Source organism: Terrimesophilobacter mesophilus, assembly GCF_014200375.1.
In the GTDB taxonomy this organism is placed as follows: Bacteria; Actinomycetota; Actinomycetes; order Actinomycetales; family Microbacteriaceae; genus Terrimesophilobacter; species Terrimesophilobacter mesophilus.
The window spans coordinates 1,792,097-1,815,050 of sequence record NZ_JACHBP010000001.1 but is presented as its reverse complement, the minus strand read 5'-3'; the positions used below and the strand labels follow the sequence as shown (position 1 = coordinate 1,815,050).

18 protein-coding genes and 1 tRNA gene are annotated in these 22,954 nt (G+C 65.9%); 6 read left to right on the top strand and 13 right to left on the bottom strand.

Annotated features, from left to right (window positions below):
• Positions 1 to 21: 21 nt before the first annotated feature.
• The 3 genes from BKA04_RS09000 (at position 22) to BKA04_RS08990 (ending at position 3,649) form a co-directional block, all read left to right on the top strand.
• Positions 22 to 2,574: a transglycosylase domain-containing protein gene (locus BKA04_RS09000; protein WP_104096108.1), complete on the top strand. Its 2,553-nt coding sequence runs from the start codon at positions 22 to 24 to the stop codon at positions 2,572 to 2,574.
• Positions 2,571 to 3,539 (top strand): metallophosphoesterase, encoded by a 969-nt coding sequence (locus BKA04_RS08995; RefSeq protein WP_232842018.1) that lies wholly within the window; start codon positions 2,571 to 2,573, stop codon positions 3,537 to 3,539. The genes BKA04_RS09000 and BKA04_RS08995 overlap by 4 nt, the downstream gene beginning before the upstream one ends.
• 36 nt (positions 3,540 to 3,575) lie before the next feature.
• Positions 3,576 to 3,649 (top strand) — tRNA-Pro (locus BKA04_RS08990).
• Positions 3,650 to 3,723: 74 nt separating this feature from the next.
• Here BKA04_RS08990 and BKA04_RS08985 read toward each other — a convergent pair.
• Positions 3,724 to 4,350: a TetR/AcrR family transcriptional regulator gene (locus BKA04_RS08985; RefSeq protein ID WP_104096107.1), complete on the bottom strand. Its 627-nt coding sequence runs from the start codon at positions 4,348 to 4,350 to the stop codon at positions 3,724 to 3,726.
• Between the two features lie 160 nt (positions 4,351 to 4,510).
• Here BKA04_RS08985 and BKA04_RS08980 point away from each other — a divergent pair, with 160 nt between their 5' ends.
• Positions 4,511 to 5,428 (top strand): NADP-dependent oxidoreductase, encoded by a 918-nt coding sequence (locus tag BKA04_RS08980; RefSeq protein ID WP_104096106.1) that lies wholly within the window; start codon positions 4,511 to 4,513, stop codon positions 5,426 to 5,428.
• Between the two features lie 174 nt (positions 5,429 to 5,602).
• Positions 5,603 to 6,952, top strand: coding sequence for an InlB B-repeat-containing protein (locus BKA04_RS12185; protein ID WP_167309714.1), 1,350 nt, complete (start codon positions 5,603 to 5,605; stop codon positions 6,950 to 6,952).
• 34 nt (positions 6,953 to 6,986) lie between these two features.
• Here the strand turns inward: BKA04_RS12185 and BKA04_RS08970 are convergent, their stop codons facing one another.
• From BKA04_RS08970 to BKA04_RS08925, 10 genes are all read right to left on the bottom strand, one after another.
• Positions 6,987 to 7,664 carry a thymidine kinase gene (locus tag BKA04_RS08970; protein ID WP_104096103.1) on the bottom strand — a complete coding sequence of 226 codons (678 nt, stop codon included), beginning with the start codon at positions 7,662 to 7,664 and terminating at the stop codon, positions 6,987 to 6,989.
• A complete protein-coding gene (locus BKA04_RS08965; protein ID WP_104096102.1) occupies positions 7,664 to 8,353 on the bottom strand; it encodes a response regulator in 690 nt (229 codons plus the stop codon). Before BKA04_RS08965 ends, BKA04_RS08970 begins: the two co-directional genes overlap by 1 nt.
• Complete coding sequence (locus BKA04_RS08960) at positions 8,340 to 9,491, bottom strand: hypothetical protein (protein ID WP_104096101.1); 1,152 nt, start codon at positions 9,489 to 9,491, stop codon at positions 8,340 to 8,342. Before BKA04_RS08960 ends, BKA04_RS08965 begins: the two co-directional genes overlap by 14 nt.
• Positions 9,488 to 10,696: a sensor histidine kinase gene (locus tag BKA04_RS08955; RefSeq protein WP_104096100.1), complete on the bottom strand. Its 1,209-nt coding sequence runs from the start codon at positions 10,694 to 10,696 to the stop codon at positions 9,488 to 9,490. Before BKA04_RS08955 ends, BKA04_RS08960 begins: the two co-directional genes overlap by 4 nt.
• Positions 10,697 to 10,838: 142 nt before the next feature.
• The gene (locus tag BKA04_RS08950; protein WP_104096099.1) at positions 10,839 to 12,323 is read right to left on the bottom strand and encodes a malate:quinone oxidoreductase; all 1,485 of its coding nucleotides are present in this window, start codon (positions 12,321 to 12,323) and stop codon (positions 10,839 to 10,841) included.
• A gap of 23 nt (positions 12,324 to 12,346) precedes the next feature.
• A complete protein-coding gene (locus tag BKA04_RS08945; RefSeq protein ID WP_104096098.1) occupies positions 12,347 to 13,393 on the bottom strand; it encodes an aspartate-semialdehyde dehydrogenase in 1,047 nt (348 codons plus the stop codon).
• Positions 13,390 to 14,655: an aspartate kinase gene (locus BKA04_RS08940; RefSeq protein ID WP_104096097.1), complete on the bottom strand. Its 1,266-nt coding sequence runs from the start codon at positions 14,653 to 14,655 to the stop codon at positions 13,390 to 13,392. The genes BKA04_RS08945 and BKA04_RS08940 overlap by 4 nt, the downstream gene beginning before the upstream one ends.
• Positions 14,656 to 14,749: 94 nt before the next feature.
• Positions 14,750 to 15,502, bottom strand: a complete 753-nt coding sequence (locus BKA04_RS08935) for an SDR family NAD(P)-dependent oxidoreductase (RefSeq protein WP_104096096.1) — start codon at positions 15,500 to 15,502, stop codon at positions 14,750 to 14,752.
• A gap of 48 nt (positions 15,503 to 15,550) precedes the next feature.
• On the bottom strand, positions 15,551 to 16,150 hold the full coding sequence (recR, locus tag BKA04_RS08930) for a recombination mediator RecR (RefSeq protein WP_104096095.1): 600 nt from the start codon (positions 16,148 to 16,150) through the stop codon (positions 15,551 to 15,553).
• Positions 16,151 to 16,153: 3 nt separating this feature from the next.
• A complete protein-coding gene (locus BKA04_RS08925; RefSeq protein ID WP_104096720.1) occupies positions 16,154 to 18,115 on the bottom strand; it encodes a DNA polymerase III subunit gamma and tau in 1,962 nt (653 codons plus the stop codon).
• A 154-nt stretch (positions 18,116 to 18,269) separates the two neighbouring features.
• Between BKA04_RS08925 and BKA04_RS08920 the strand changes: the two genes are divergently transcribed.
• The gene (locus tag BKA04_RS08920; protein ID WP_104096094.1) at positions 18,270 to 19,604 is read left to right on the top strand and encodes a leucine-rich repeat protein; all 1,335 of its coding nucleotides are present in this window, start codon (positions 18,270 to 18,272) and stop codon (positions 19,602 to 19,604) included.
• Position 19,605: 1 nt separating this feature from the next.
• Here BKA04_RS08920 and BKA04_RS08915 read toward each other — a convergent pair whose 3' ends face one another.
• Both BKA04_RS08915 and pta read right to left on the bottom strand, forming a co-directional pair.
• On the bottom strand, positions 19,606 to 20,865 hold the full coding sequence (locus BKA04_RS08915; RefSeq protein WP_104096093.1) for an acetate/propionate family kinase: 1,260 nt from the start codon (positions 20,863 to 20,865) through the stop codon (positions 19,606 to 19,608).
• Positions 20,862 to 22,952 carry a phosphate acetyltransferase gene (pta, locus tag BKA04_RS08910; protein WP_104096092.1) on the bottom strand — a complete coding sequence of 697 codons (2,091 nt, stop codon included), beginning with the start codon at positions 22,950 to 22,952 and terminating at the stop codon, positions 20,862 to 20,864. The genes BKA04_RS08915 and pta overlap by 4 nt, the downstream gene beginning before the upstream one ends.
• Positions 22,953 to 22,954 lie beyond the last annotated feature (2 nt).

Sequence of the window (22,954 nt, the reverse complement as noted above, 5' to 3'; positions counted from 1 at the left end):
TCACCCGTTACTCTGTATCCTATGCCCCGACCGAACAACAAGCCGCTTGGCGTGCTCTCCGGTATCGCCGGACTCGTGAGCTTCAGCGTCCTCGCCGGAGTCCTCGTGACCGCGCTCGTGACACCTGCACTGGCCGTCACGAGCATGACCGCGAATGCGTCGATCAGCGTCTTCGAGGGCCTCCCCGAATACATGGAGATCGGGGCGTTGTCGCAGAAGAACGTCATGTGGGCCAAGCGCGGCGGAAAGTACGTGCAATTCGCGGAGGTCTACAAGCACAACCGCGAAGAGGTCAGCTGGGATCAGGTGTCCCCCTACATCAAGAATGCGCTGGTCGCGGGAGAGGACCGCCGCTTCTACGAGCACGGGGGCGTGGACATCCAGTCGATCGTGCGCGCTGCCATCGGCAACCTCTCGAGCAACGAGATCGGCAGTGGCGCGTCGACACTGGCCATGCAGCTCGTCAAGAACATCAACATCCAGGAAGCACTCCTGCTCCCGGACAAGGCCGCGCGTGACAAGGCGATCGCCGACGCCCAGGCGAAGACGCTCGACCGCAAGCTCCAGGAAGCGAAGTTCGCGATCGGCCTGGAGAAGAACTATACGAAGAATCAGATCATGCTGGCCTACCTGAACATCACGGGGTTCGGTGGCAACACCTACGGAATTCAGGCTGCCGCCAAGGAATATCTCGGAAAGTCGGCCATCGACGTGACCCCTGCCGAGGCCGCGAGCCTCATCGCGATCGTCCAATTGCCGAACGATCGAAACCTCGACAAGCCGGAGAAGTACCCGGCGAACCAGAAGCGTCGCGACTTCATCCTCGGCAACATGCTCGAGTTGAACATGTTGACCCAGGAACAGTACACAGAGGCGATCAACACTCCCGTCGAGGATTACGTGCACTACTCCTACCCGACGAGCGGATGCACGTACGCTGCAGACGCGAAGACCTTCTGCGACTACATCCTCAAGTCGGTCAAGGACTTCACGATGCTCGGCAACTCCGAAGCAGAACGTCAGGCCAATTGGGATCGCGGCGGGTACAACGTGTACACGACCCTGGACCTCGACCAGCAGGACAACGCGCAGAAGCAACTGTCAACATACGCTCCCAGTTCCGAGAACCGGTTCAAACTCGGCGCGACCGTCTCGGCGGTCCAGGTCGGCACCGGGCGCATCCTCGTGATGGCGCAGAACAAGGGGTTCGACGACACAGGCCAGGGCGACAAGGTCAAGACGACCGCCGTCAACTTCAACACGGACCGGGCCTACGGCGGATCCTCCGGCTTTCCCGCCGCATCCACCTACAAGCTCTTCACCCTCACCGACTGGCTCCTGAACGGACACGGCGTGAACGAGGTCCTCAACGCGACCCCACAGGTCTGGACCTACTTCAAAGCCTCCTGCGTGAGCGGTGGCGGTTACTACGGCCCGTACCGGTCGGCCAACGATGCCGGCGAATCCGGACCGTGGTCGGTCTTGAGAGGTACGGCACGTTCCGTCAACGGAATCTTCCTCTCCATGGCATCCCAGCTCGACCTGTGCGACATCGCGAACGTCGCGAAGTCGATGGGCGTCCACCGTGCGGACGGCGAACCACTGTTGACGCTTCCGTCCTCGGTGCTCGGAGTCAACGAAGTCGCGCCGATGACGATGGCGTCCGCCATCGCGACCGTCGGCGGCGGAGGTGTCTACTGCGCCCCCATCGCCGTCGACAAGATGGTGGATGCCAACGGAAACGACCTGGGCGGACAGAAGTCGGATTGCCACCAGGCGATCCCGAAGGATGTCGCGGCCGGCGCCGCATACGCGCTCAAGGCGGTGATGGATGGCGGTGGTACCGGTTACGCGTCCAACCCCAGGAACGGCACACCCCTCATCGGCAAGTCGGGTACGGATGACCACGCCTGGCACACCTGGGTGATCAGCTCCAGCACGAAGGTGGCCATGGCGGTCTGGGTGGGAAACATCGTCGGCCACCAGTCGCTCAGGTCGATCAGTGTCGCCGGCACGTTCGGCGCTCTGATCCGACACAGAATCGGCCTCGGAGTTCTCGGCCCGTTGACCAGGGAATACGGTGGAAGTGCATTCCCGGCCCCGCCGGCGAGCATGCTCCACGGCGTCACGATTCCGATTCCCTCCGTCGCGGGCCAGGACCCTGAAGCCGCGAAGACGCTCCTCGAGAGTCTCGGATTCACGGTGACGATCGGCGGCAAGAAGGCGTCGTCATTCCCGGTCGGGACGGTGGCCACAACCGACCCGCCCCCCGGCACCAAGGTCTCGAAGGGCTACAACATCACAATCTTCACGAGTGATGGAACGCTCTACGTCGATATGCCCACCGACCTGCCAGGGCAGCATCTGAATAGCGCCGTCGACGAGTTGGTGGCTCTCGGCTTCAAGAAGAACAACATCTCGTATACGTGGGTCATGGTGCAGAACCCTGGCGAGTTCTGCAAGGTGATCGACTCTGACCCCGCTGGTGGCGCACCGGCATCCAAGAATGATCCGGTGACACTCACCGTGGGAAGTGACGCGGACGGAACACCACCACCGGGCTGCACCCCGTGACGACTGCTGGGGGCGCGCGCATAGCGGGGTCGGTGCTCGCGACCCTCGGTGCCGCGGCCCTCGGCGCGTTCGCGTGGGGTGCCCTCGTGGAGCGCAATCGATTCACCGTGCGCCGAGACAGCGTCCCTGTGCTCGACCCGGCAGCGCGCCCGGTCACCGTGCTGCACTTGTCCGATCTGCACATGGCTCCATGGCAGACCGCCAAGCAGGAGTGGATTCGGTCACTTACGGATTATGAACCGGACCTCGTCGTGCTCACCGGGGACCTTCTCGGGCACGAACGCGGGCTCGAAGGGGTGCAGCGAGCGCTCGAACCGTTCCACGGGATCCCCGGAGTGTTCGTCCACGGCTCCAACGACTACTTCGCCCCCGCGGCGAAGAATCCGTTCCGCTACCTCATGGCTGGATCATCCGGGGACAAGGAGTCGGCGCGACTGGACACCAGGAGCCTCGACGATTTCCTGGAGTCCCTCGGATGGCTGAACCTCGACAACACGGCGCGCGCGATGTCGATCAACGGATCGCGCCTCGAGTTCCTGGGTGTGAACGATGCGCACAGGAATTGGGACCGGCTCGACAAGCTGCCGGGCGCGCTCGATGAGATGCGGGAGAACGTCGGATGGCAGGATGACCGCGATGGGCCGGAGCCGGTGACGATCGGACTCACCCACGCTCCGTACCAGCGGGTTCTCAATTCCTTCGTGAATCACAGCGCAGACGTGATCTTCGCCGGGCACACCCACGGTGGCCAGGTGCAGGTGCCCGGATTCGGCGCTCTCGTCACAAATTGCGACCTGCCTCGTGAGTACGCGAACGGCCTGCACGTGTGGCACCACGCGTTCAACGCGGCGTACCTCGAGGTCTCCGCCGGCATCGGAACGTCGATCTACGCTCCGGTGAGATTCGCCTGCCCGCCGGAAGCGGTGGTCGTGACACTGACCGGAGATGATTTCGGCTATTCTTGATGAGGTTCGGTCCGCCAGGCGGTTCGGATGCAGTATCGGGGTGTGGCGCAGTTTGGTAGCGCGCTTCGTTCGGGACGAAGAGGTCGTGGGTTCAAATCCCGCTACCCCGACAGGAAATTGATTTCACTGACCGATGGGTTGGACGAAAAATTGCCGATCCGTGGCACGCGACCCCAGAGCGGGGTCATTCCGCCGACAGGCTCTCGATATAGTTGAGCGCCATGTCGATCGAGGTCGCCATCGGTGTGACGTCATGCGCGGTCTGCGCCATCAGGTAGCCACCCTGGAGGGCGCCCATGAGCCCCGTCGTGAGCTCGTCGATCGGGGCGTCGTCGGGAAGCGTGCCGGCATCCTGGAGCCTTCCCAGCACGTCCGCCAGGAGCCCCTCCCATTCGGCGAAGAGCCCGGACAAGGTCTGACGCGCAACATCATCGCGATCGGCGACCTCGGACGCCAGTGAGCCGAGCGCGCAACCGTAGGCGCCGTGCTGCACAGCGTTGTTCCGCACCAACGCGTCCCGCCATCGCCGCAGGCCCGCGATCGAGGAGACTCGGCGGAGTGCCTCGCGTTCGCGATCGATGACCCGCTTGCCCGAGTGGTCGATCACGGCCCGGACGAGCGCATCCTTGCCGGCGAAGTGGTGATACAACTGCGACTTGCTCACTCCACTCGCCGCGACGACGTCGTCGAGCGTTGTGGCCCCGACTCCCCGGGTGTACATGAGATCGGTTGCCGCGGTGATGATCCGCGTTCGCGTCTTCGCGCCGCGCTCCGTCAGGCGTCGGCCGGCGGGCTCGTCGACGGTTGTCATCACGACTCCATGGTATCGAGCCGCCCTCTCGCACCCTGCGCCGCGAGGCGATCGGCTCCTTGCCCGAAGCCGGTCGACGATTCCCCGATGCGGCCCATCCGAGTATCATCGAATGGAATGGACCATTTAGTCCAGTTTTAGCAGAAGACAGGAGGCCTCGATGAAGGCGATTGCAGTAACGGATGCATCCGCGGGGACTGCGGGCGCGAGGCTCGTCGAGCTTGCGGATCCGCAGCCGGCGATCAACGACGTCATCGTCGAGGTTCATGCGGCGGGATTCGTTCCGACCGAGGTGGGGTGGCCCTCGACCTGGACGGATCGCGCCGGGCACGACCGGGCGCCCTCGATCGTCGGGCACGAACTGGCCGGGGTGGTCAGCGCACTCGGCTATGGCACGACCGGACTTTCCGTGGGGCAGCGGGTTTTCGGCCTCTCGGACTGGCACCGCGACGGCACTCTGGCGGAGTATGTTGCGATCGAGTCGCGAAACCTCGCTCCGCTTCCCGGCGACGTCGACTTCACGGTGGGCGCGAGCCTGCCGATCTCAGGTCTGACGGCGTGGCAGGGGCACTTCGTGCACGGCCGCCTCCAGGCGGGACAAAGCGTCCTCGCGAACGGTGCGGCGGGCGCCGTCGGGACGATGGTCACCCAACTCGCGCGCCTGGCGGGTGCTCATGTGATCGGGGCGGGACGCGCCGCCGACCGCCAGAAGGCGCTCGAGTTCGGCTCCCATGAATTCATCGACCTCGACAACGATTCCCTCGACGACGTCGGAGTCGTCGATCTGGTGTTCGATGTCATCGGCGGGGACATCCTGACGCGGTCGGCACGGCTGGTACGGGCGGGCGGAACGCTCGTGACCGCCTCCGGCCCGGTCGAATCGCGACCCGAGAACGGAATGAGCGTCGACTTCGTCGTCGAGTCCGACCGCGCCCAGCTGGGTGAGATCGTCCAGCGGGTGCGAGACGGTCGGCTGCGGACGAACATCGGCACCATCGCGTCGCTGGAGGATGCCGTCGCCGCCCTCAACCCGACCGAGCGATCGAAGGGTAAGACGGTCATCCGCGTTCGGCCCTGATGGTTTACCCCGATGGGGCGAAGGGGACTTCAGGATCGATCCGACCAGCACTGCGTGTTATTGCGTCACCGTTTCGGGCGGCTCCAACGTCTCTTGTGGGACCGATTTCACCCGTGCTACAGTGACGCACCGAGTCGGCCCACGGCGAGGCACACCTGTCGAAGGCAAAGACCCATGACTCGTCTCCTCGTACTGTTCGCCTCGGTCGCACTCGCGATTCCGTTGAGCATCGTCGCCGGGGTATCTCCCGCTGATGCCGTCACCCTCACGCCCAACACCTGGGCGCAATTGCAGGCTGCCATGGCCACGGCGTCGTCAAGCGACATCGTCGCTCTCGGCGCCGATATCACCGCAGACACGGGCGGGGCGGGACTCGCGGTCGCGCCGGGCAGCACGCTCGTCCTGGACCTCAACGGCCACACCTTGACGATCGAGAGCCTCGGCCCAGGATATGCGGGCATCCACGTACCGGCAACGGCGCATCTGACGATTCAGGCCACAGGCGGCGGCAGCCTCTTCGCCACCGGCGGCAGTGACGGTCTCGGCAGCGGCGGCGGCGGAAGCGGGATCGGCCTCAACGGCGACGACCTCTCCAGCAGCGGCAGTGTCACGATCACCGGCGGCACAGTCTTCGCGCACGGCGGCCGGAGCCGCCTCGGCGGCGGCGGCGGCGGAAGCGGCATCGGCGGAGGGGGTAACGCCTCGACCTCGATCTATGCCCCTGGCGGCGGCGGCGGGAACGTCACGATCACCGGCGGCACTGTCACAGCAGTCGGGGCCGGCGGCTACCTCGGCGGAGGCGGCAGCGGCATCGGCGGAGGTGGGGGTGGAAGCGACGGCGGCGCAGGCGGCAGCGTCACGATCACCGGCGGCACGGTCACCGCGACAGGCGGCGACGGCGACTTCGGCACTTACGACGGCAGTGGAAGCGGCATCGGCGGCGGGGGCGCCGGCAGTGGCGGCCCTCCAGGCGGTTCTGCAGGCGGCTCCGGTGGAACCGGTATCGATGTCCAGGCGACGGCGACACTCGGATCCGCGACGAGCGCCGGCGACGGCGTCGCGTTCGGAATCGGAGGAGGCATGGCCGCGACGCTGAGCAGTTCGGTGACGCCGCCCGGAGTGAGCTACACCGCGACGGCCGCCGACGGCTACATTCCAGCCTCCTCGGGCGGAACCGTCACCATCGTGTTCCACTTCCTGGTCGGCTTCGACAGCGCCTCCGGCAGCCTCGTCGCCGACCAGATCGTCGACGACGGCGACGCGGCAACTGAGCCTCCGGCGCCCACCAGAGGCGGATATGAGTTCACGGGGTGGCACCTGGGCACGACATCCGGAGCCTTGTGGAACTTCGCCACGCCGATCACGGCACCGACGACGCTTGTCGCCGGCTGGACGGTGCAGACAGAACTTGCCGCTACCGGAGCAGACACCTCAGGACTCGCCGGCCTGGCCTGGCTGTTGCTCCTGACCGGTGCCGCAGCCGTCACCGTCCGTCGCCGTCACCCAGCTGATCGGCCGAAATAGCAATGCAGCCGACGAGGACGCCCACGTCGTACTGCTACGTGAAATCCGGGTCCGGAGCCGAGTTGTAGACGGTGCCGAGAGGCTCGACGAGCACGCGACGGCCGCGATTGAAGACACCACCGCTCTCCTCGAGATAGCACGCGCCGCAGAGCGACTCGTACACGACATCCACGCCGTCCTCGATCGCCACCTGGTCGCCGTCGAAGATGTACTGCCCGCCCACGGTGCGCGTGTTGAACACCGCCTTGCGGCCGCAGCGGCAGATCGTCTTGAGCTCCTCGAGCGAGTGCGCGATCTCGAGCAGCCTCCTGCTGCCGGGAAAGGCGACCGTCTGGAAGTCGGTGCGGATGCCGTACGCCAGCACCGGGACATCCGCGAGGATCGCGATGCGCAGCAGGTCATCCACCTGGGTCTCGGTGAGGAACTGCGCCTCATCGACGAGCAGGCAGTTGAGCGGCTTCCCGGTCGCCTCCTCGAGCTTCGCCCGCTCGGCGGCGAACAGCTCCCAGAGGTCGTCCTCCGGCGCGATCACGAAGTCGACTGGTCGCCGAACGCCGAGCCGCGACACGATGTCGGAGTCGCCCTTCGTGTCGATCCGGGGCTTCGCGAGGAGCACCTGCTGGCCGCGCTCCTCATAGTTGTATGCGGCCTGGAGCATGTTCGTGCTCTTGCCGCTGTTCATCGCCCCATAACGAAAGTACAGCTTCGCCACTATTCCAGATATCCGTCCTCGGCCGCCCTGCGGATGAGGTCCGCCTTCTTGCTGGCCGGTCTGTTCACTTTCGCGTACTTCTCCCGCACGCGTCGAAGGTAGGTCTTCGCCGTCTCATATTGCACACTCATATTCTCCGCCACTTCGTTCGTGCTGAGACCGGAGACGTAGAGCCGGAGGGCATCTTCCTCGCCACGGCTGAGTTTTGGGCGTGCCTGGATGACGGCGCCGGCCGGCAGTGGTCGCCAGTCCCGCTGCCCGTGGTCGGCGATATTCATCCCCATGACGCGCCGAGCGGTATCCATGACCTCGCGCATCGGAAGCGACTTCGAGAGGAAGTCGGATGCACCGGCCGCCTTCGCCCGCTCGCGCGCCTCCCGCGTGTCAAGACTGCTCAGGACGATGACCTTCGCTCCCGCCGCGCGGCAGGTGCGCACTCGCGCCTCGATCGATACCGACTCCCTGAGCTGGAAGTCGAGGAAGACCAGCTCTGTCGGGAACTGGTCGCTGTGCACGAGCTCCAGCCAGGTCTGCGCGCTGAGAACCAGGTCGAAGTCCGGCGCATTCGTGGAGATCCAGCTCCCGAGGGTGTCCAGCAGTACCTCGTGGTCGTCGAGGATGGCAAGCCGGATCGGCGCATGGCCGGCAGCAACCTGCGTGGCAGGCATGCCCGGGTCAGCGCTGCTCATAAGAAAACCTTAGCGTCAGAGTGGAATTCTGGTAGTCGACGACGAGTCCGACGAAGACGACTCGCAGGACTGCGAAGTACGGCGCCAGCGCAGTCCGGATGTCGTGCGCCTCCCGGTCGAATGCGGCCGTCATCACCCCCCGGCTCGTGGTCGGCGACCCGACGAGCGTGATCGTCATCGACCCAGGAAGGAAGGATGGTTCGTCCAGTAACGCGACGATCAGCGCACGCAGCGCCGTGCGCTGGTCGATGCTCATCCACGATGCGCGCCCGTCGACATCGAGAATGGATCCCTTCACGTCGCTGACTGCGAGTCCGTCGTCACCCGCAACGACCTCGAGCCAGGTGCGGTCGGCTTCCGCCACCATGAGCGCCCTGATCGACTCGGCGATGTCCCTCGCACGCGCACGGTCATCCGGCCCAATCGTGTCGCGCTCGAGGAGCGAATTGAAGAACGGCAGGACATCCCGGCCGAGGATCATGACCCTGTCCTGCCTGACCGACTCGGCGATCCCGTCCCGCATCCGATCGGTACGTCGTGCCACCGACCGGCGAACACGCTCGTTCCACCTCTCCAGGGAGTACACCAGCCCGCCGGAGTAGCTGGCGGCCCCGAACGCGAGCGCGAGAATGGGTGTCATCCCCACCAGAACGAACGACACGGGCGGAGTCGACGACTCAAGTCCTGGCACCTGCAGCAGCGTCACGAATCCCACGAAAATGGCGGCGAGCGCCCCGACCGTCGCGAGTTCGGTCGCCGGTCGGTAGACGCCCATGGACAGGATCAGCAGACCGAGCGCGACCGCACCGAAATCATCCTGGATGTAGCGGTTCGTCCCCCATTGACTGGCCGCCGAGAGTGCAACCGAACCGAGGGCGAGCAGCTGGACGACGGTGTGGGATGACCGGGTGAACGGGGCACGGCTCGGCGAACTCGCGATCGCGACGGTGATCGCCGCTGCGGCGAGCCAGGCGAGCGCCAGCACCGCGAGCATGGGATTGCTCACCTGGCCGAATGACCTGATCGTCATCGCGAGGCCGTAGAGGAACGCTCCGCCGGCCAGGGCGACGGCGACACGGCGGCTGCCCAGCGTTCCGACCGGGTCGAGTTGTTGCCGGGTTCGCTCCAGAGTGCTCATCCGTTCTCACCCGCCTGGGACAAGACTTCCGATCCGGCCGCCGGCACCCTGATCATGATCGAGGTTCCCCGCCCTGGGGTGGACCAGACGCTCACCTGCCCGCCCACGAGCTCGATGCGTTTGCGCACGGACGATCGCAGCCCGAGCCGGTCGGCACCGGTGGCGGCTTCGGTGAATCCGCGTCCGGTGTCGACGACCATGACCGAGAGAATCGAACCGGAACCGTACACTGCAACCTCGGCACGGTTCGTCCCCGAGTGCTTCACCACGTTGACGAGGCACTGCTTGACAGCGAGTCCGAGGGCGATCGAGGTGTCTCGGTCCAGGCGCCCCACGGCGGTGAGGTCGCCGGTCGTCTCGATGTCCAGACCGAGCATGCGGCCCTCCTGGATGGCTGTGAACAGCCCGCTGTGCTGCCACTCGAGACGGCTTCGATGATTGGCGGCATCCGCCGGTTCTGTCAGCCACCCCTCTCCGACCAGCGAATCCACATCCTCACGAATCTGATTCCGCAGTTCGGGAACCAGATCCTCTCCGCTCGAATCGGCAACGGCGGCGAGGTGATTGAGAACCGTGTCGTGCATGAGGGTCGCCGCCTTCACCTCGATCCGGTAGCGGAGCAGCGCGACCTCTTCGTCCTGGGCGGCACGGTGAAGGCGCGGCTGAGCCCACATCTGTCTGCCGTTGTCGATGCCGATGAGGGGGATGACGATCACCGTCGCAACAAGCGCCACGAGCGCTGCGGGGTCAAAGCTGAGCGGTGTCCCCGCGCCGACCTTCGCGATTCCGACGGCGACCTCGGCGACAAGATATCCGGCAATCGAGCACAGGATCCCCGGCCACACCCCGAGAACCGCACCGCCGATCATGATGAGCGCGACCTTCACGGAAAGGAAGGAGAACCCGTCGGTGTTCTCGACCGGAATCGACTGGCCGAGGAGGACGACCGCATAGAGATGGATGCCGACCCCGCCGACGACGAGGTAGGAGATGATCCACAGCATCGTTCGGATGCTTCGGCGGATGACGAGGAGCGCGACTGCGGGTACGAGCGCGATGAGCGCCGGCCACAACGTGGCAGTAGGCAACGCACTCTGGAAGACCAGCACGGCGAACATGGCCACAGCAAGAAGGGTGACGGCCACGGTGTGCTGGGCGGCGACGAAGGATCGCCGGACGACGTCCGGTGCCAGGTGGGCAGGCAATCCTATAGACACGTCAGATAACTTCCGCTCGGGTATCGCGTGACTCGAGTATCGCATCGAACGTGCGACACTTGTACCCCAACTTGGGAGCAATATCCCGCGGAAGCCCGTGATCTGTGGCTTTCTGTGCCCCGAATTGGGGCTAAGCCCCTTGAGCGATGTCGAGCTGACGGGCAGTGACTCCGAGCGTCTTCTCGGCGAGAGCCGGTGAATCGGAAAGTGCTTTGCCATAGGTGGGGATCATCGCGCGCAGGGCGGGAGTCCAGCCCTTGACCCGGTCGGGGAAGCACCGCTCGATCAACTCGAGCATGATCGGCACTGCCGTCGATGCGCCGGGGGATGCCCCCAGAAGTCCGGCGATCGTCCCGTCCGCCCCGGTCACCACTTCGGTTCCGAACTGAAGGATGCCGCCCTTCTTCGCATCCTTCTTGATCACCTGGACCCGCTGCCCGGCGGTGATCAGGTACCAGTCCGATGGGCGGGCATCCGGCATGAACTCGCGAAGGGCCGCGAACTTGGTCCGCTTGCTCGCGAGCAACTGCGTGATGAGGTACCAGGAGAGATCGAGATTGTCCTTGAACGCGGCGAGCATCGGGATGATGTTGCCCGGCCGGATCGAGAGCGGAAGGTCGAGCCATGAACCCGACTTCAGGAACTTCGGGCTGAACCCCGCGTAGGGCCCGAACATGAGGCTCGCCGTGCCACCGATGATGCGCGTGTCCAGGTGCGGCACCGACATGGGAGGAGCGCCGACGGACGCCTTGCCGTACACCTTGGCCCTGTGCCGTGCCACGACCTTCGGATTGTCGGTGCGCAGGAACTGGCCGCTCACCGGGAAGCCTCCGTACCCCCGCGCTTCCGGGATCCCCGATCTCTGGAGGAGACCCAGCGCACCGCCACCCGCGCCGACGAAGACGAAGCGAGAACGCAGCCGGCTCGTGGCCTTGCCGATCGTGCGGCGCAGGCGGATGGTCCAGACGCCATCGTCGCCACGCGACAGCCCGGTGACCTTCTCGTCGGTGCTCAGGACCGCGCCGTGGTTCGCAAGGTAGGCGGCGAGGTCGCGTGTGAGCGATCCGAAGTCGACATCGGTTCCCGCCGCCATCCGCGTCGCGGCGAAGTGCTGCGCCCGCGGCCGGCCGGACATGAGCGTCGGCGCCCAGGAGTGGATGACAGCGGGGTCTTCACTGAACTCCATTCCCGCGAAGAGCGGGTGGACCTTGAGCGCATCGAAACGTCGCTTGAGGAAAGCCACATTGTCGTCGCCCCACACGAAGCTCATGTGCGGAACCGAGTTGATGAACTGCTCCGGCTCCGGCAGGAGGTCCTTCTTGACGAGGTACGACCAGAACTGCCGCGAGACCTGGAACTGCTCGTTGATCTTCACGGCGCTCGAAATGTCGACCGTGCCGTCGGGAAGGTCCTTCGTGTAGTTGAGTTCGCACAGCGCAGAGTGCCCGGTTCCGGCGTTGTTCCATGGGTTCGAGCTCTCGAGGGCCAACTCCGGCAGCGCCTCGATGAGTCGGATGCTCCAGTCCGGTTCGACCTGTTTGAGAATGGCACCGAGTGTGGCACTCATGATGCCACCGCCGATGAGAACGACGTCGTATGGCTTTGCGGGACTCACGAACCCAGTTTAGTCTCGCGCGCTCACGCCGGTTGCGCGGCGATGAGCTCTGCGATCTGGACGGCGTTGAGGGCTGCCCCCTTGCGAAGATTGTCATTGCTGATGAACATCGCGAGGCCGCGACCTTCCGGCACGCCCTCGTCCTGCCGAATCCGCCCGACGTAACTCGGATCGGTTCCGACCGCGAGCAACGGCGTCGGGATGTCCTCCAGTTTCACGCCGGCGGCATCCGCCAGCAACTCCTTCGCCCTCGCCGGCGACAGCGACCGAGCGAACTCGGCGTTGATGGAGAGGGAATGCCCGGTGAGGACGGGGACGCGCACGCACGTTCCACTCACGAGGAGGTCTGGCAGCTCGAGGATCTTACGGCTCTCGTTGCGCAGCTTCTTCTCCTCGTCCGTCTCGCCGAGCCCGTCGTCGACGAGGTTCCCGGCGAACGGGACGACGTCGAACGCGATCGTTCGCGGGAACACCGTGGCGTCGGGGAAGTCGACCGCGGCGCTGGTGTGGACGAGGCCCTCCGCATCCTGGTCGAGGGCCGCTCGCGTCTGCGACAGCAGCTCCGCCCCTCCCACGAGCCCGGCACCGGACACGGCCTGGTAGGTGCTCACGACGAGGCGCGTCAGCCCCGCCTCTGCGTCGAGCACCTTGAGCACCGGCATGGCCGCCATTGTCGTGCAGTTCGGGTTCGCAATGATTCCCTTGCGCGCCTGAAGGATCGCGTGGGGATTGACCTCGCTCACCACGAGCGGGACGTCAGGGTCCATCCGCCATCCGGACGAGTTGTCGATGACGGTCACTCCGGCCTCGGCGAACCTGGGCGCCTGCGCCTTCGATGTTGTGGCGCCTGCCGAGAAGATCGCGATGTCCAGGCCGGTCGGATCCGCCGTCGCGGCATCCTCGACGACGACCTCGCCGCCCTTCCAGGGAAGGGTCGTGCCCGCCGAGCGCGACGAGGCGAAGAAACGGATGCCGGCGATGGGGAAGTCCCGGCTCTCCAGTAGCTCGCGCACGACAGCGCCGACCTGACCGGTGGCGCCGACGACGCCGACATTCAGTTCTCGAGTCATCTTCCACTCCCCGCATGGACGACGGCGACATCGTCACCGTCGAGTTCGAACGCCGTGTGCACCGCGCGGACCGCATCCTCCACCGTGTCCGCCCGCGTGACGACCGAGATCCGGATCTCACTCGTGGAGATCATCTCGATGTTCACGCCTGCCTCGTAGAGCGCGGTAAAGAGCTTCGCCGAGATGCCGGAGCTCGTGCGCATTCCCGCCCCGACGAGTGCGAGCTTCGCGATCTGGTCGTCGTACTGAAGGCTCTCGAAGCCGACGCGTTCCTTCTCGTTCAGCAGCGTCTGCATGACGCGGGCACCATCGGCCATGGGGAGGGTGAACGAGATGTCGGTGAGACCAGTGTCCGCCGCCGACACGTTCTGCACGATCATGTCGATGTTGGCCTCTGTCGTCGCGACGATCGTGAAGATCTCCGCCGCCTTGCCCGGAACGTCCGGTACGCCGACGACGGTGATCTTGGCCTCGCCAAGATCGACAGCGATCCCGGCGATCATTGCCTCTTCCACTGTCTCTCCCTCCTGAGGGTTGACGACGAGCGTCCCCTCGTTGTTGTTGAACGAGGACCGCACGTGAATGATCACGCCATGCCTCCGCGCATATTCCACGGCGCGGATATACAGGACCTTCGCCCCGGCGGCGGCGAGTTCGAGCATCTCTTCGCTCGTGACGCGCTCCAGCTTGCGTGCGGTGGGGACGATGCGCGGGTCGGCGGTGAACACGCCGTCGACATCCGTATAGATCTCGCACACCTCGGCACCGAGCGCAGCAGCGAGCGCGACGGCGGTCGTGTCGGATCCTCCGCGGCCCAGGGTCGTGATGTCGCCTGTGCCCCGGTTGAAACCCTGGAAGCCAGCCACGATGGCGATGGCTCCGGCGTCGATCGCCTCCCGGATCCGGGTGGGGTTCACCTCGACGATACGAGCGCTGCCGTGTCGCGCATCCGTCGCCATGCCCGCCTGGCTGCCCGTGTAGGAGCGCGCTTCGAAGCCCATCGCCTTGATCGCCATGGCGAGGAGCGCCATCGAGATGCGCTCACCGGCCGTGAGCAGCATGTCGAGCTCGCGGCCGGAGGGGAGCGGTGCGACCTCCGTCGCGAGGTCCACGAGCTCGTCCGTCATGTCGCCCATGGCGGAGACCACGACGACGACCTCGTTCCCTGCCTTGCGGGTCTCCACGATCCGCTTCGCGACGCGCTTGATGCTCACGGCATCGGCGACCGACGATCCGCCGTACTTCTGCACGATGAGACTCACGGACGCTCCTGGATTTGCGGGGTGACTCCCCATTCTAAACGGGCCGAGCCACCCGTTACGCGGCTCGGCCCCGGGGCGAGCCGGTTGGCCCGCTCTAGTACTTGCTGAGGTCCGGGTAACCGGTGATCTCCCAGCCGCCGTCGACGACCAGGCTCGTTCCGGTGATGTAACCGGCATCCTCGCTCGCGAGGTAGAGAATCGGTCCAGCGAGCTCGTCCGGATCGGCGGGACGGCCCAGCACGATCTTGCTGTTGAAGTCGGCTGCCAGTGCTTCGTTCTCGCTGAAGGCGGAGGTCAGTGGTGTCGACACAAGTCCCGGGAGGATGGCGTTCACCCGGATGCCGCTTCGGCCGAGCTCGAGAGCGGCATTCTTGCTGAACATCTCGACTCCGGCCTTCGCGGAGGCATAGGCGCTCCCACCGAACATGGGGACGTGGGCGTTGAGGCTCGAGACGTTGACGATCGCGCCACCGCTCTTCATGGCGCGAGCTTCGTGCTTGGTGCTGAGGAAGATGCCCTTCAGTACGAGGTCGACGGTGAAGTCCCAGTCTGACTCGGAGTGGTCGACGATCGGCGCACCCTTGGCGGCCCCCGCGATATTGAAAGCGAGATCGAGGCCGCCGAACGACGACACCGCGGTCGCGACGGCCGCCTCGAGGTCGGCCTCGACCGTGACGTTGGTGACGACGGGAACGTAGTACTCCGACCCGTCACCCGGGTTGAGGTCGGCGCCGACGACGCTCGCGCCCTCGGCGATGAGCCTCCGCGTGACCGCAGCGCCGATTCCTGACCCTGACCCTGTGACTATGGCGACTTTGCCGGCAAACCGGCCCTCATTTATATTCATATGTATATATTATGTAATGAAGGTTGATTTCCGCTGAGAGCGCGACCGTCAGCCCTGTACGACGCGTCGACCCTCGAAGGCTCGACCGAGCGTCACCTCGTCCGCGTACTCGAGGTCGCCGCCGACCGGCAGCCCCGACGCCAATCGGGTGACGCGCAGGTTCGGCTGGACGAGCAGCCTGCTGAGATAGCTCGCGGTCGCCTCGCCCTCGAGGTTGGGGTCGGTTGCGATGATGACCTCGGTGACCGTGCCATCAGCGAGGCGCTCCATGAGCTGGCGGATGCGGAGGTCTTCAGGGCCGACGCCGTCGATCGGGCTGATGGCCCCGCCCAGCACGTGGTAGAGACCCTTGAATTCACGCGTACGTTCGATGGCGGCGACATCCTTCGCCTCCTCGACGACACAGATCGTGGCAGCCGAGCGTCGCGGATCGCGGCAGATGGCGCATCGTTCCTGTTCTGTGACGTTGCCGCACACTTCGCAGAAGCGCACCTTCTCGCGCACCTCGACGAGCACTTCGGCAAGCCGGGACACGTCGAATGCCTCCGTCTGGAGGATGTGGAATGCGATGCGCTGGGCCGACTTCGGCCCGATTCCGGGGAGTCGTCCGAGTTCGTCGATGAGTTCCTGGACAATGCCTTCGTACACGGGTCACGCCTCCGATGTGGGTGTGACGCGAGGGGCGATCGCCTGCTCCTCGATGAAGTTCGCGCCGAGGATCTCACGGACGACCGCTTCCCCGTAGCGCTGCTTCCCACCGGATGGGATCTTCGACTCCGGCTTGGGCTTCGCTGCGGGTGCGGGCGCGGCAGTCTCTACTGGTTCGACCGGGGAAGAAACTGGCTCGACCGGAGCCTTCTTGGGCCGAGCGTGTCGGGATTCGGGTGCAGCAGGAGAGGAGGCGGGCTCCTCGGTCGGGATCGGCGCCACGGCCCAGCCCTCCGCGTCGACCGCGGGGCGAGGCTCGGGTGCGACCTCGGCAGGATGGTCGGGGCCGGGCTCAGTCGGCGGGGCATCCGCCTCAACGTCGGCGGCGTTCGCGGCCGCTGCGTCCGCTCTCGCGATGAACTTCACGCGGAGCCCGAGCACCTCGATGATGGCCTGCCGCAGGATCTCGCTCACGCTCTGGTCGGCCGCCTGCGGCTTCTTGAAGTTTTCGACGTCATTCTGGCTGGGGAAGGCGAGGGCGAGGACGTCCTCCTTGAGGCCCATCGGCTTCGCGGTGAAGGCGACGGCCCAGGCAGCGCGTTTCTTCTTGCCGACTATCTCGAGGATCTCGGCCCAGGCGTCGGAGAGCTGTTGGAACGTGACTGCCTTGTCGGGAGCGGCGGCCGAAGTCTCTTCGATGCCCCCTTCGTGACGGCCTTCGGCGATCTCGGGGACCGGTACTTCCTCCGCGGGTACGGCCTCCGACGACCCTCGCGATGCCGTAGGAGCCTCGCCAGCCTCTTCCACACCGACCCTCCGCTCCAGCCGCTCCACGCGCGCGAGCGTACCGCGCGCAGAAGCATCCGACGCAGGGACCAGCACGCGCGCGATCATGAGTTCGAGGTGCAGTCGGGGGGAGGTCGCGCCGGTCATCTCGGTGAGCGCGCCGGCCACGACATCCGCGGCCCTGCTGAGTTCCGCCTCGCCGAACCGTGAGGCCTGCGCCACCATCTGGTCGAGCTCATCCTGCTGGATGCCGCGGAGCACTGCTGCTGCCCCTCCTCCGGTCGCCGCAACGACGATGAGGTCGCGCAGGCGCTCCAGCAGGTCTTCGACGAACCGACGAGGGTCCTGCCCGGTCTGGATGACGCGGTCGACCGCGGAGAACGCGGCGGCGGCGTCCCGTGCGCCGATGGCGTCGATGACCTCACCGAGGAGCGCGGCGTGGGTGTAGCCGAGGAGAGCGACCGCTCGCTCGTACTCGATCGAGTCGCCGTCGGACCCGGCGATGAGCTGATCGAGAAGCGAGAGGGTATCGCGCACGGAGCCGCCACCGGCCCGAACCACGAGAGGGAGGACGCCGGGCGCGACGGTGACCTTCTCGCTCTCGCAGAGCTGTTGGACGTATTCGAGCATCTGAGCGGGCGGCACGAGCCGGAAGGGGTAGTGGTGCGTGCGCGAGCGGATCGTGCCGATGACCTTCTCCGGCTCGGTCGTCGCGAAGATGAACTTGATGTGCTCGGGCGGCTCTTCGACGATCTTGAGCAGCGCGTTGAATCCCTGAGGGGTCACCATGTGGGCTTCGTCGAGGATGAAGATCTTGTACCGGTCGCGGGCCGGCGCGAAGACGGCCCGTTCGCGCAGGTCGCGTGCGTCATCGACGCCGTTGTGGCTCGCGGCGTCGATCTCGACGACATCCAGTGACCCTCCGCCGTCGCGGGAGAGTTCGACGCAGGATGGGCACTTTCCGCACGGTGTGTCGGTCGGCCCTTCGACACAGTTGAGGCAGCGGGCCAGGATGCGTGCGCTCGTCGTCTTGCCGCATCCGCGGGGCCCGCTGAACAGATAGGCGTGGTTGACCCGGTTGGTGCGCAGAGCCGTCATGAGGGGTTCGGTCACCTGCGACTGGCCGATCAGTTCGGCGAACGTTTCTGGCCGATAACGGCGATACAGGGCGGTGACCACCACCCCATGCTACTGGGCACCTCTGACGCCGACTCGGCGCGGACAGAGATGGTCGGTGACTGACTATCCGTCAGAAACGGCTGGATTTCTGCGTGAACTGCAGTATTCTACATTCTAAACTGTCTCGAGTAATCCTTAGACTGCGAGGAAGGCAATGACCGCGACCCGACCGAGCGCCGAGCACGCCACCTCTCGCGTCAGCTCTCCTCGTGGGATGGCCATGCTGCTGGCGGCATTCCTCGTCGCCGCATCCGCTGTACTCGTCGCAAGCCCGGCCTACGCGGCGGCGTTCACCGTTGGCGACTTCGTGTACGACAGCACGAGCGCGACGACCGCTACCGTGACCGGCTATACGGGCGGCCCGACGGCGACGATACCGTCCACGGTCAGTGACGGCACCAACACGTACACGGTGACTGCTATCGGCACCTCCGCCTTCAACGGCATGAGCCTCACGAGTGCGACGATCCCCAATACCGTCACGTCGATCGGCTATGGCGCGTTCGGGTCGAACTCTCTGACGAGCATCGTGATCCCCGACTCTGTCACGAGCATCGGCGGGCACGCCTTCGAAATGAACGACCTGACAAGCCTCGTGATTCCGGACTCTGTCACTTCGCTGGGCTCCTGGGCATTCCAGTGGAATGACCTGACAAGCGTGACGCTCGGCCTTGGACTTCCGAACATTCCTGACGGGACGTTCTTTGCAAGCCAGCTCACGACGCTTGACATCCCCGCGAACATCACGAGCATCGGGTATCAGGCATTCGTCTTCAACGCTTTCGTGTCCCTCACGATCCCAGGTACGGTCACCAGCATCGCGGGCCAGGCCTTTTCTCCCGTGGGCACACTGACGAGCCTGACTCTGGGAAGCGGCCTCACCTCCATCGGCGACAACGCCTTCGCAGGGACGTCTCTCACGACGGTCGCGATTCCCGCATCGGTCACCGACATCGGTGACTTTGCCTTCAACACCAACGGTTCCGGGATGGCGTCGGTCGTGTTCCAGGGGCCGGCTCCGCTCGGTTTCACCGGACGCGGTGGAGGCTCCGGCTCATTCGGCGACGTCGACACGACCGTCTACTACTCGAGCGCCCATGCGGCCGACTTCGCCCCGAGCCCGTGGAACGGTTACGTCACCGCCCCGGGCGCGACACTGAACTTCAACATGGGCGGGCACGGAACCGCCATCGCTCCGGTCGTTGTGATTCCGGGAAACACGGTTCCTCAACCCACCGGCCCCATGGCAGCCGACTTCGCCTTCCAGGGCTGGTTCACCACGGCAACGGGCACCACACCGTATGACTTCACCGTGCCGCTGGAGGGCGACGCCACCGCCTATGCCCAGTGGACGGCCACCGGGCTGGCCGCAACGGGTGCCGACCGGGCGCCACTCGCGCTCTTCGGAGGCGGCGTGCTTCTCGTCGGTCTGAGTCTCGTGATCGCCGCTGGCGTGATCGCTCGACGGCGGCGAGCGATCACCGGTTGATTCAGGGACCCGTCACGACCGCAAGCGCCTGACGGGCGATCTCGAGTTCCTCGTTCGTCGGAATCACGAGTACGGCGATCGCGGAATCGTCAGAGGAGATCGCACGAGCTGCGCGCGACTCCGACTCGTTGAGCGCCGCGTCGATGCGGATGCCGAGCCCCTCGAGCCCGGCGAGCGATCCTGCCCGGACCGAGGCGTTGTTCTCACCCACACCCGCGGTGAAGACGATGGCATCCGCCCGCCCGAGCTGCGCCAGGTACGACCCGACGTAACCACGGATGCGGTGCTGGTACACCTCGAAGGCGAGCGCTGCGTGCGCGTCGCCTGCGGCTGCAGCCTTCTGCACGTCCCGGATGTCGCCGAACCCGCCGAGGCCCAGCAGCCCGCTTCCATGATTCAGGAGCGTGTCGACCGCATCCGCGGTCAGGCCGCCCTCTCGCTGCAGGTGGAGGAGCACCCCGGGGTCGATGTCACCGCCGCGCGTGCCCATCATGAGCCCCTCGAGCGGTGTCAGCCCCATCGAGGTCTCGACCGACCGGCCGCCGTCAACCGCGGTCACCGATGCGCCATTGCCGAGGTGGAACACGATGAGCTTGAGGTCGGCGAGCGAGCGACCGAGGAAGCGCGCAGCCTCGCCGGAGACGTACTCGAAGGAGATGCCGTGGAATCCGAAACGTCGGATGCCGTACCGCTCTGCGAGGTCGGCATCGATCGCGTAGGTGCGGGCGACCGGCGGGAGCGTCCGGTGGAAGGCGGTGTCGAACACGGCGACCTGGGGCACTCCGGGAAACGTCGCCTCGGCGGCGACGATGCCGGCCAGGTTCGGCGGATTGTGCAGCGGGGCGAGCACTGAGAGTTCATCGATCTCCCGTTTGACCTCGTCGGTGACGACCGTCGGTTCGAGGAATCTCGCACCGCCGTGCACCACCCGGTGCCCGACGGCGGCGAGTGGCTCGTCGAGGTCGATGCCCTGCTCCTGTAGCCCCGTGAGCATGACCTGGAATGCGGCCTCGTGGTCCGGTACGGAATTGCGGAAGTCGTCGGCGACGGATGCGACTGTCGAGTCGGTGGGCGATGGTTTGGAGTCTCGGGTGTGGCGGGCGTCTATGGGCGGAGACTCCAAACCGTCGCCCACTGACGAACCCCCACCCTCACCAATACGCTCGACGAGGCCCGACGCCAGCACCTGCTCGCCGTCGAGCTCGATGAGCTGGTACTTGAGCGACGACGACCCCGAGTTGACGACGAGAACGCGGCTCATGCGCGCGCGGCCTGCGCCTGGATGGCGGTGATGGCGATCGTGTTGACGATGTCCTGCACTGTCGCGCCGCGAGACAGGTCGTTCACGGGAAGCCGAAGCCCCTGCATGATGGGTCCGATGGCGACGGCTCCCGCGCTGCGCTGAACCGCCTTGTAGGTGTTGTTGCCGGTGTTGAGATCCGGGAAGATGAACACGGTGGCGCGGCCGGCCACCTCCGAATCGGGCAGCTTCGCCCTGGCGACTGCGGCATCCGCTGCGGCGTCGTACTGGATCGGACCGTCGACGGGGATGCCGGCCAGCCGTTCGCGCACCATCGCGGTCGCCTCGCGGACCTTGTCGACATCCGCCCCTGCCCCGGACTCTCCGGTCGAGTAGGAGAGCATCGCGATGCGCGGCTCGATGCCGAACTGCTGCGCCGTCTCAGAGGCGGAGACGGCGATGTCGGCGAGCTGCTCGGCGGTCGGGTCAGGGATGACCGCGCAGTCGCCATAGACGAGCACGCGGTCGGCGAGTGCCATGAGGAACACGCTCGAGACGACCGAGACCCCCTCCTTCGTCTTGATGATCTCGAACGCCGGCCGCACGGTCTGGGCGGTCGTGTGCGCGGCGCCGGACACCATCCCATCCGCCATCCCGAGCTGCACCATGAGCGTTCCGAAGTAGGAGGGGTCCGTGACGGTGTCGCGTGCCCGGTCGAGCGTGACGCCCTTGTGTTCGCGCAACCGGTGGTACTCCTCCGAGAACTTGATGCGCAGCACGTCGTCGAAGGAGCTCAGCACGGCCGCCTTCTGGATATCGAGCCCCAGCCCGATGGCCCGCGACCGCACCTCGATCTCCTCGCCGAGAATCGTGATGTCGGCGATCCCGCGGCTCAGCACCGTCGCCGTCGCCCTGAGGATGCGGTCGTCTCCGCCCTCGGGGAGCACGATGTGGCGACGCACGGAGCGGGCACGTTCGACGAGCCCGTACTCGAACATGAGCGGCGTGACGACGGGGCTCCGTTCCACGTCCAGCAGCGCGAGAAGCCGAGCCGCGTCGACGCTCTCCTCGAACATGGCTCGCGCCGTGTCGAGTTTCCGCTGCGAGTCGGCAGCGAGCCTGGGTCGGATCTGCGTGATTCGGACCGCGGTATCGTAGCTTCCCAGCTCGGTGCGGATGATGGGCAGCGTCGGGCGAATCCCCTCGATGAGCCGGTCGATCGGTTCCGGTAGTTCGAACCCTCCGTTGAGGACGATGCCCGCGACGGACGGGAATGTGCCGGACTCGTTCGCCATGAGGACGGCGAGCAGCACCTCGGTGCGGTCGGCGGGGACGACGACGACAGAGCCCTCGATGAGTCTCGGCAGGACGTTGTTCATGCCCATCGCCGCGACGACGACGCCGAGCGACTCGCGACTCAGCAGCTCGGGGTCGCCCTTCAGCAGCGTGCCCTCCGTCGCCTCCATGATCGATCGCATGGTCGGTGCGACAAGCACCGGATTCTCGGGAATAGTCCAGACCGGAATGTCGGCGTTCGTCGACTCGATCGCCGTGCGGATGGCGGGCTGCGCATCCGGGTCCGCGCGATTCGCGATGATGGCGAGGAGCGTCGCGTGTTCGTGGCGGAGTTCGGCCGTCGACACTTCGGCGAGCTGGCGGAGCGCGTCGGCACTGCGTGGCTCAGACCGCTCCCCGACGCGGCCGCCGAGCACGAGGACCACGGGGGCCCCGAGGTTGGCCGCGATGCGCGCATTGAACCCGAGCTCCGTCGGACTGCCGACATCGGTGTAGTCCGAGCCGACGATGACGACCGCATCGCACAGCTCCTCGACGGCCTTGTATCGCTGCACGATCGTGGCGAGCGCGGCATCCGGATCGTTGTGTACGTCCTCGTAGCTCACCCCGACGCACAGGTCGTAGTCGAGGTCGACACCGTCATGGTCGAGCAGCAGCTCGAGGACGTAGTCCCGCTGGGTGGTCGAGCGCGAGACGGGCCGGAACACGCCCACGCGTTCGATCGACCGAGTCAGGGTGTCGAGCAGGCCGAGGGCGACCGTCGACTTTCCGGTGTTGCCCTCGGCCGAGGTGATGTAGATGGAGCGAGCCACCC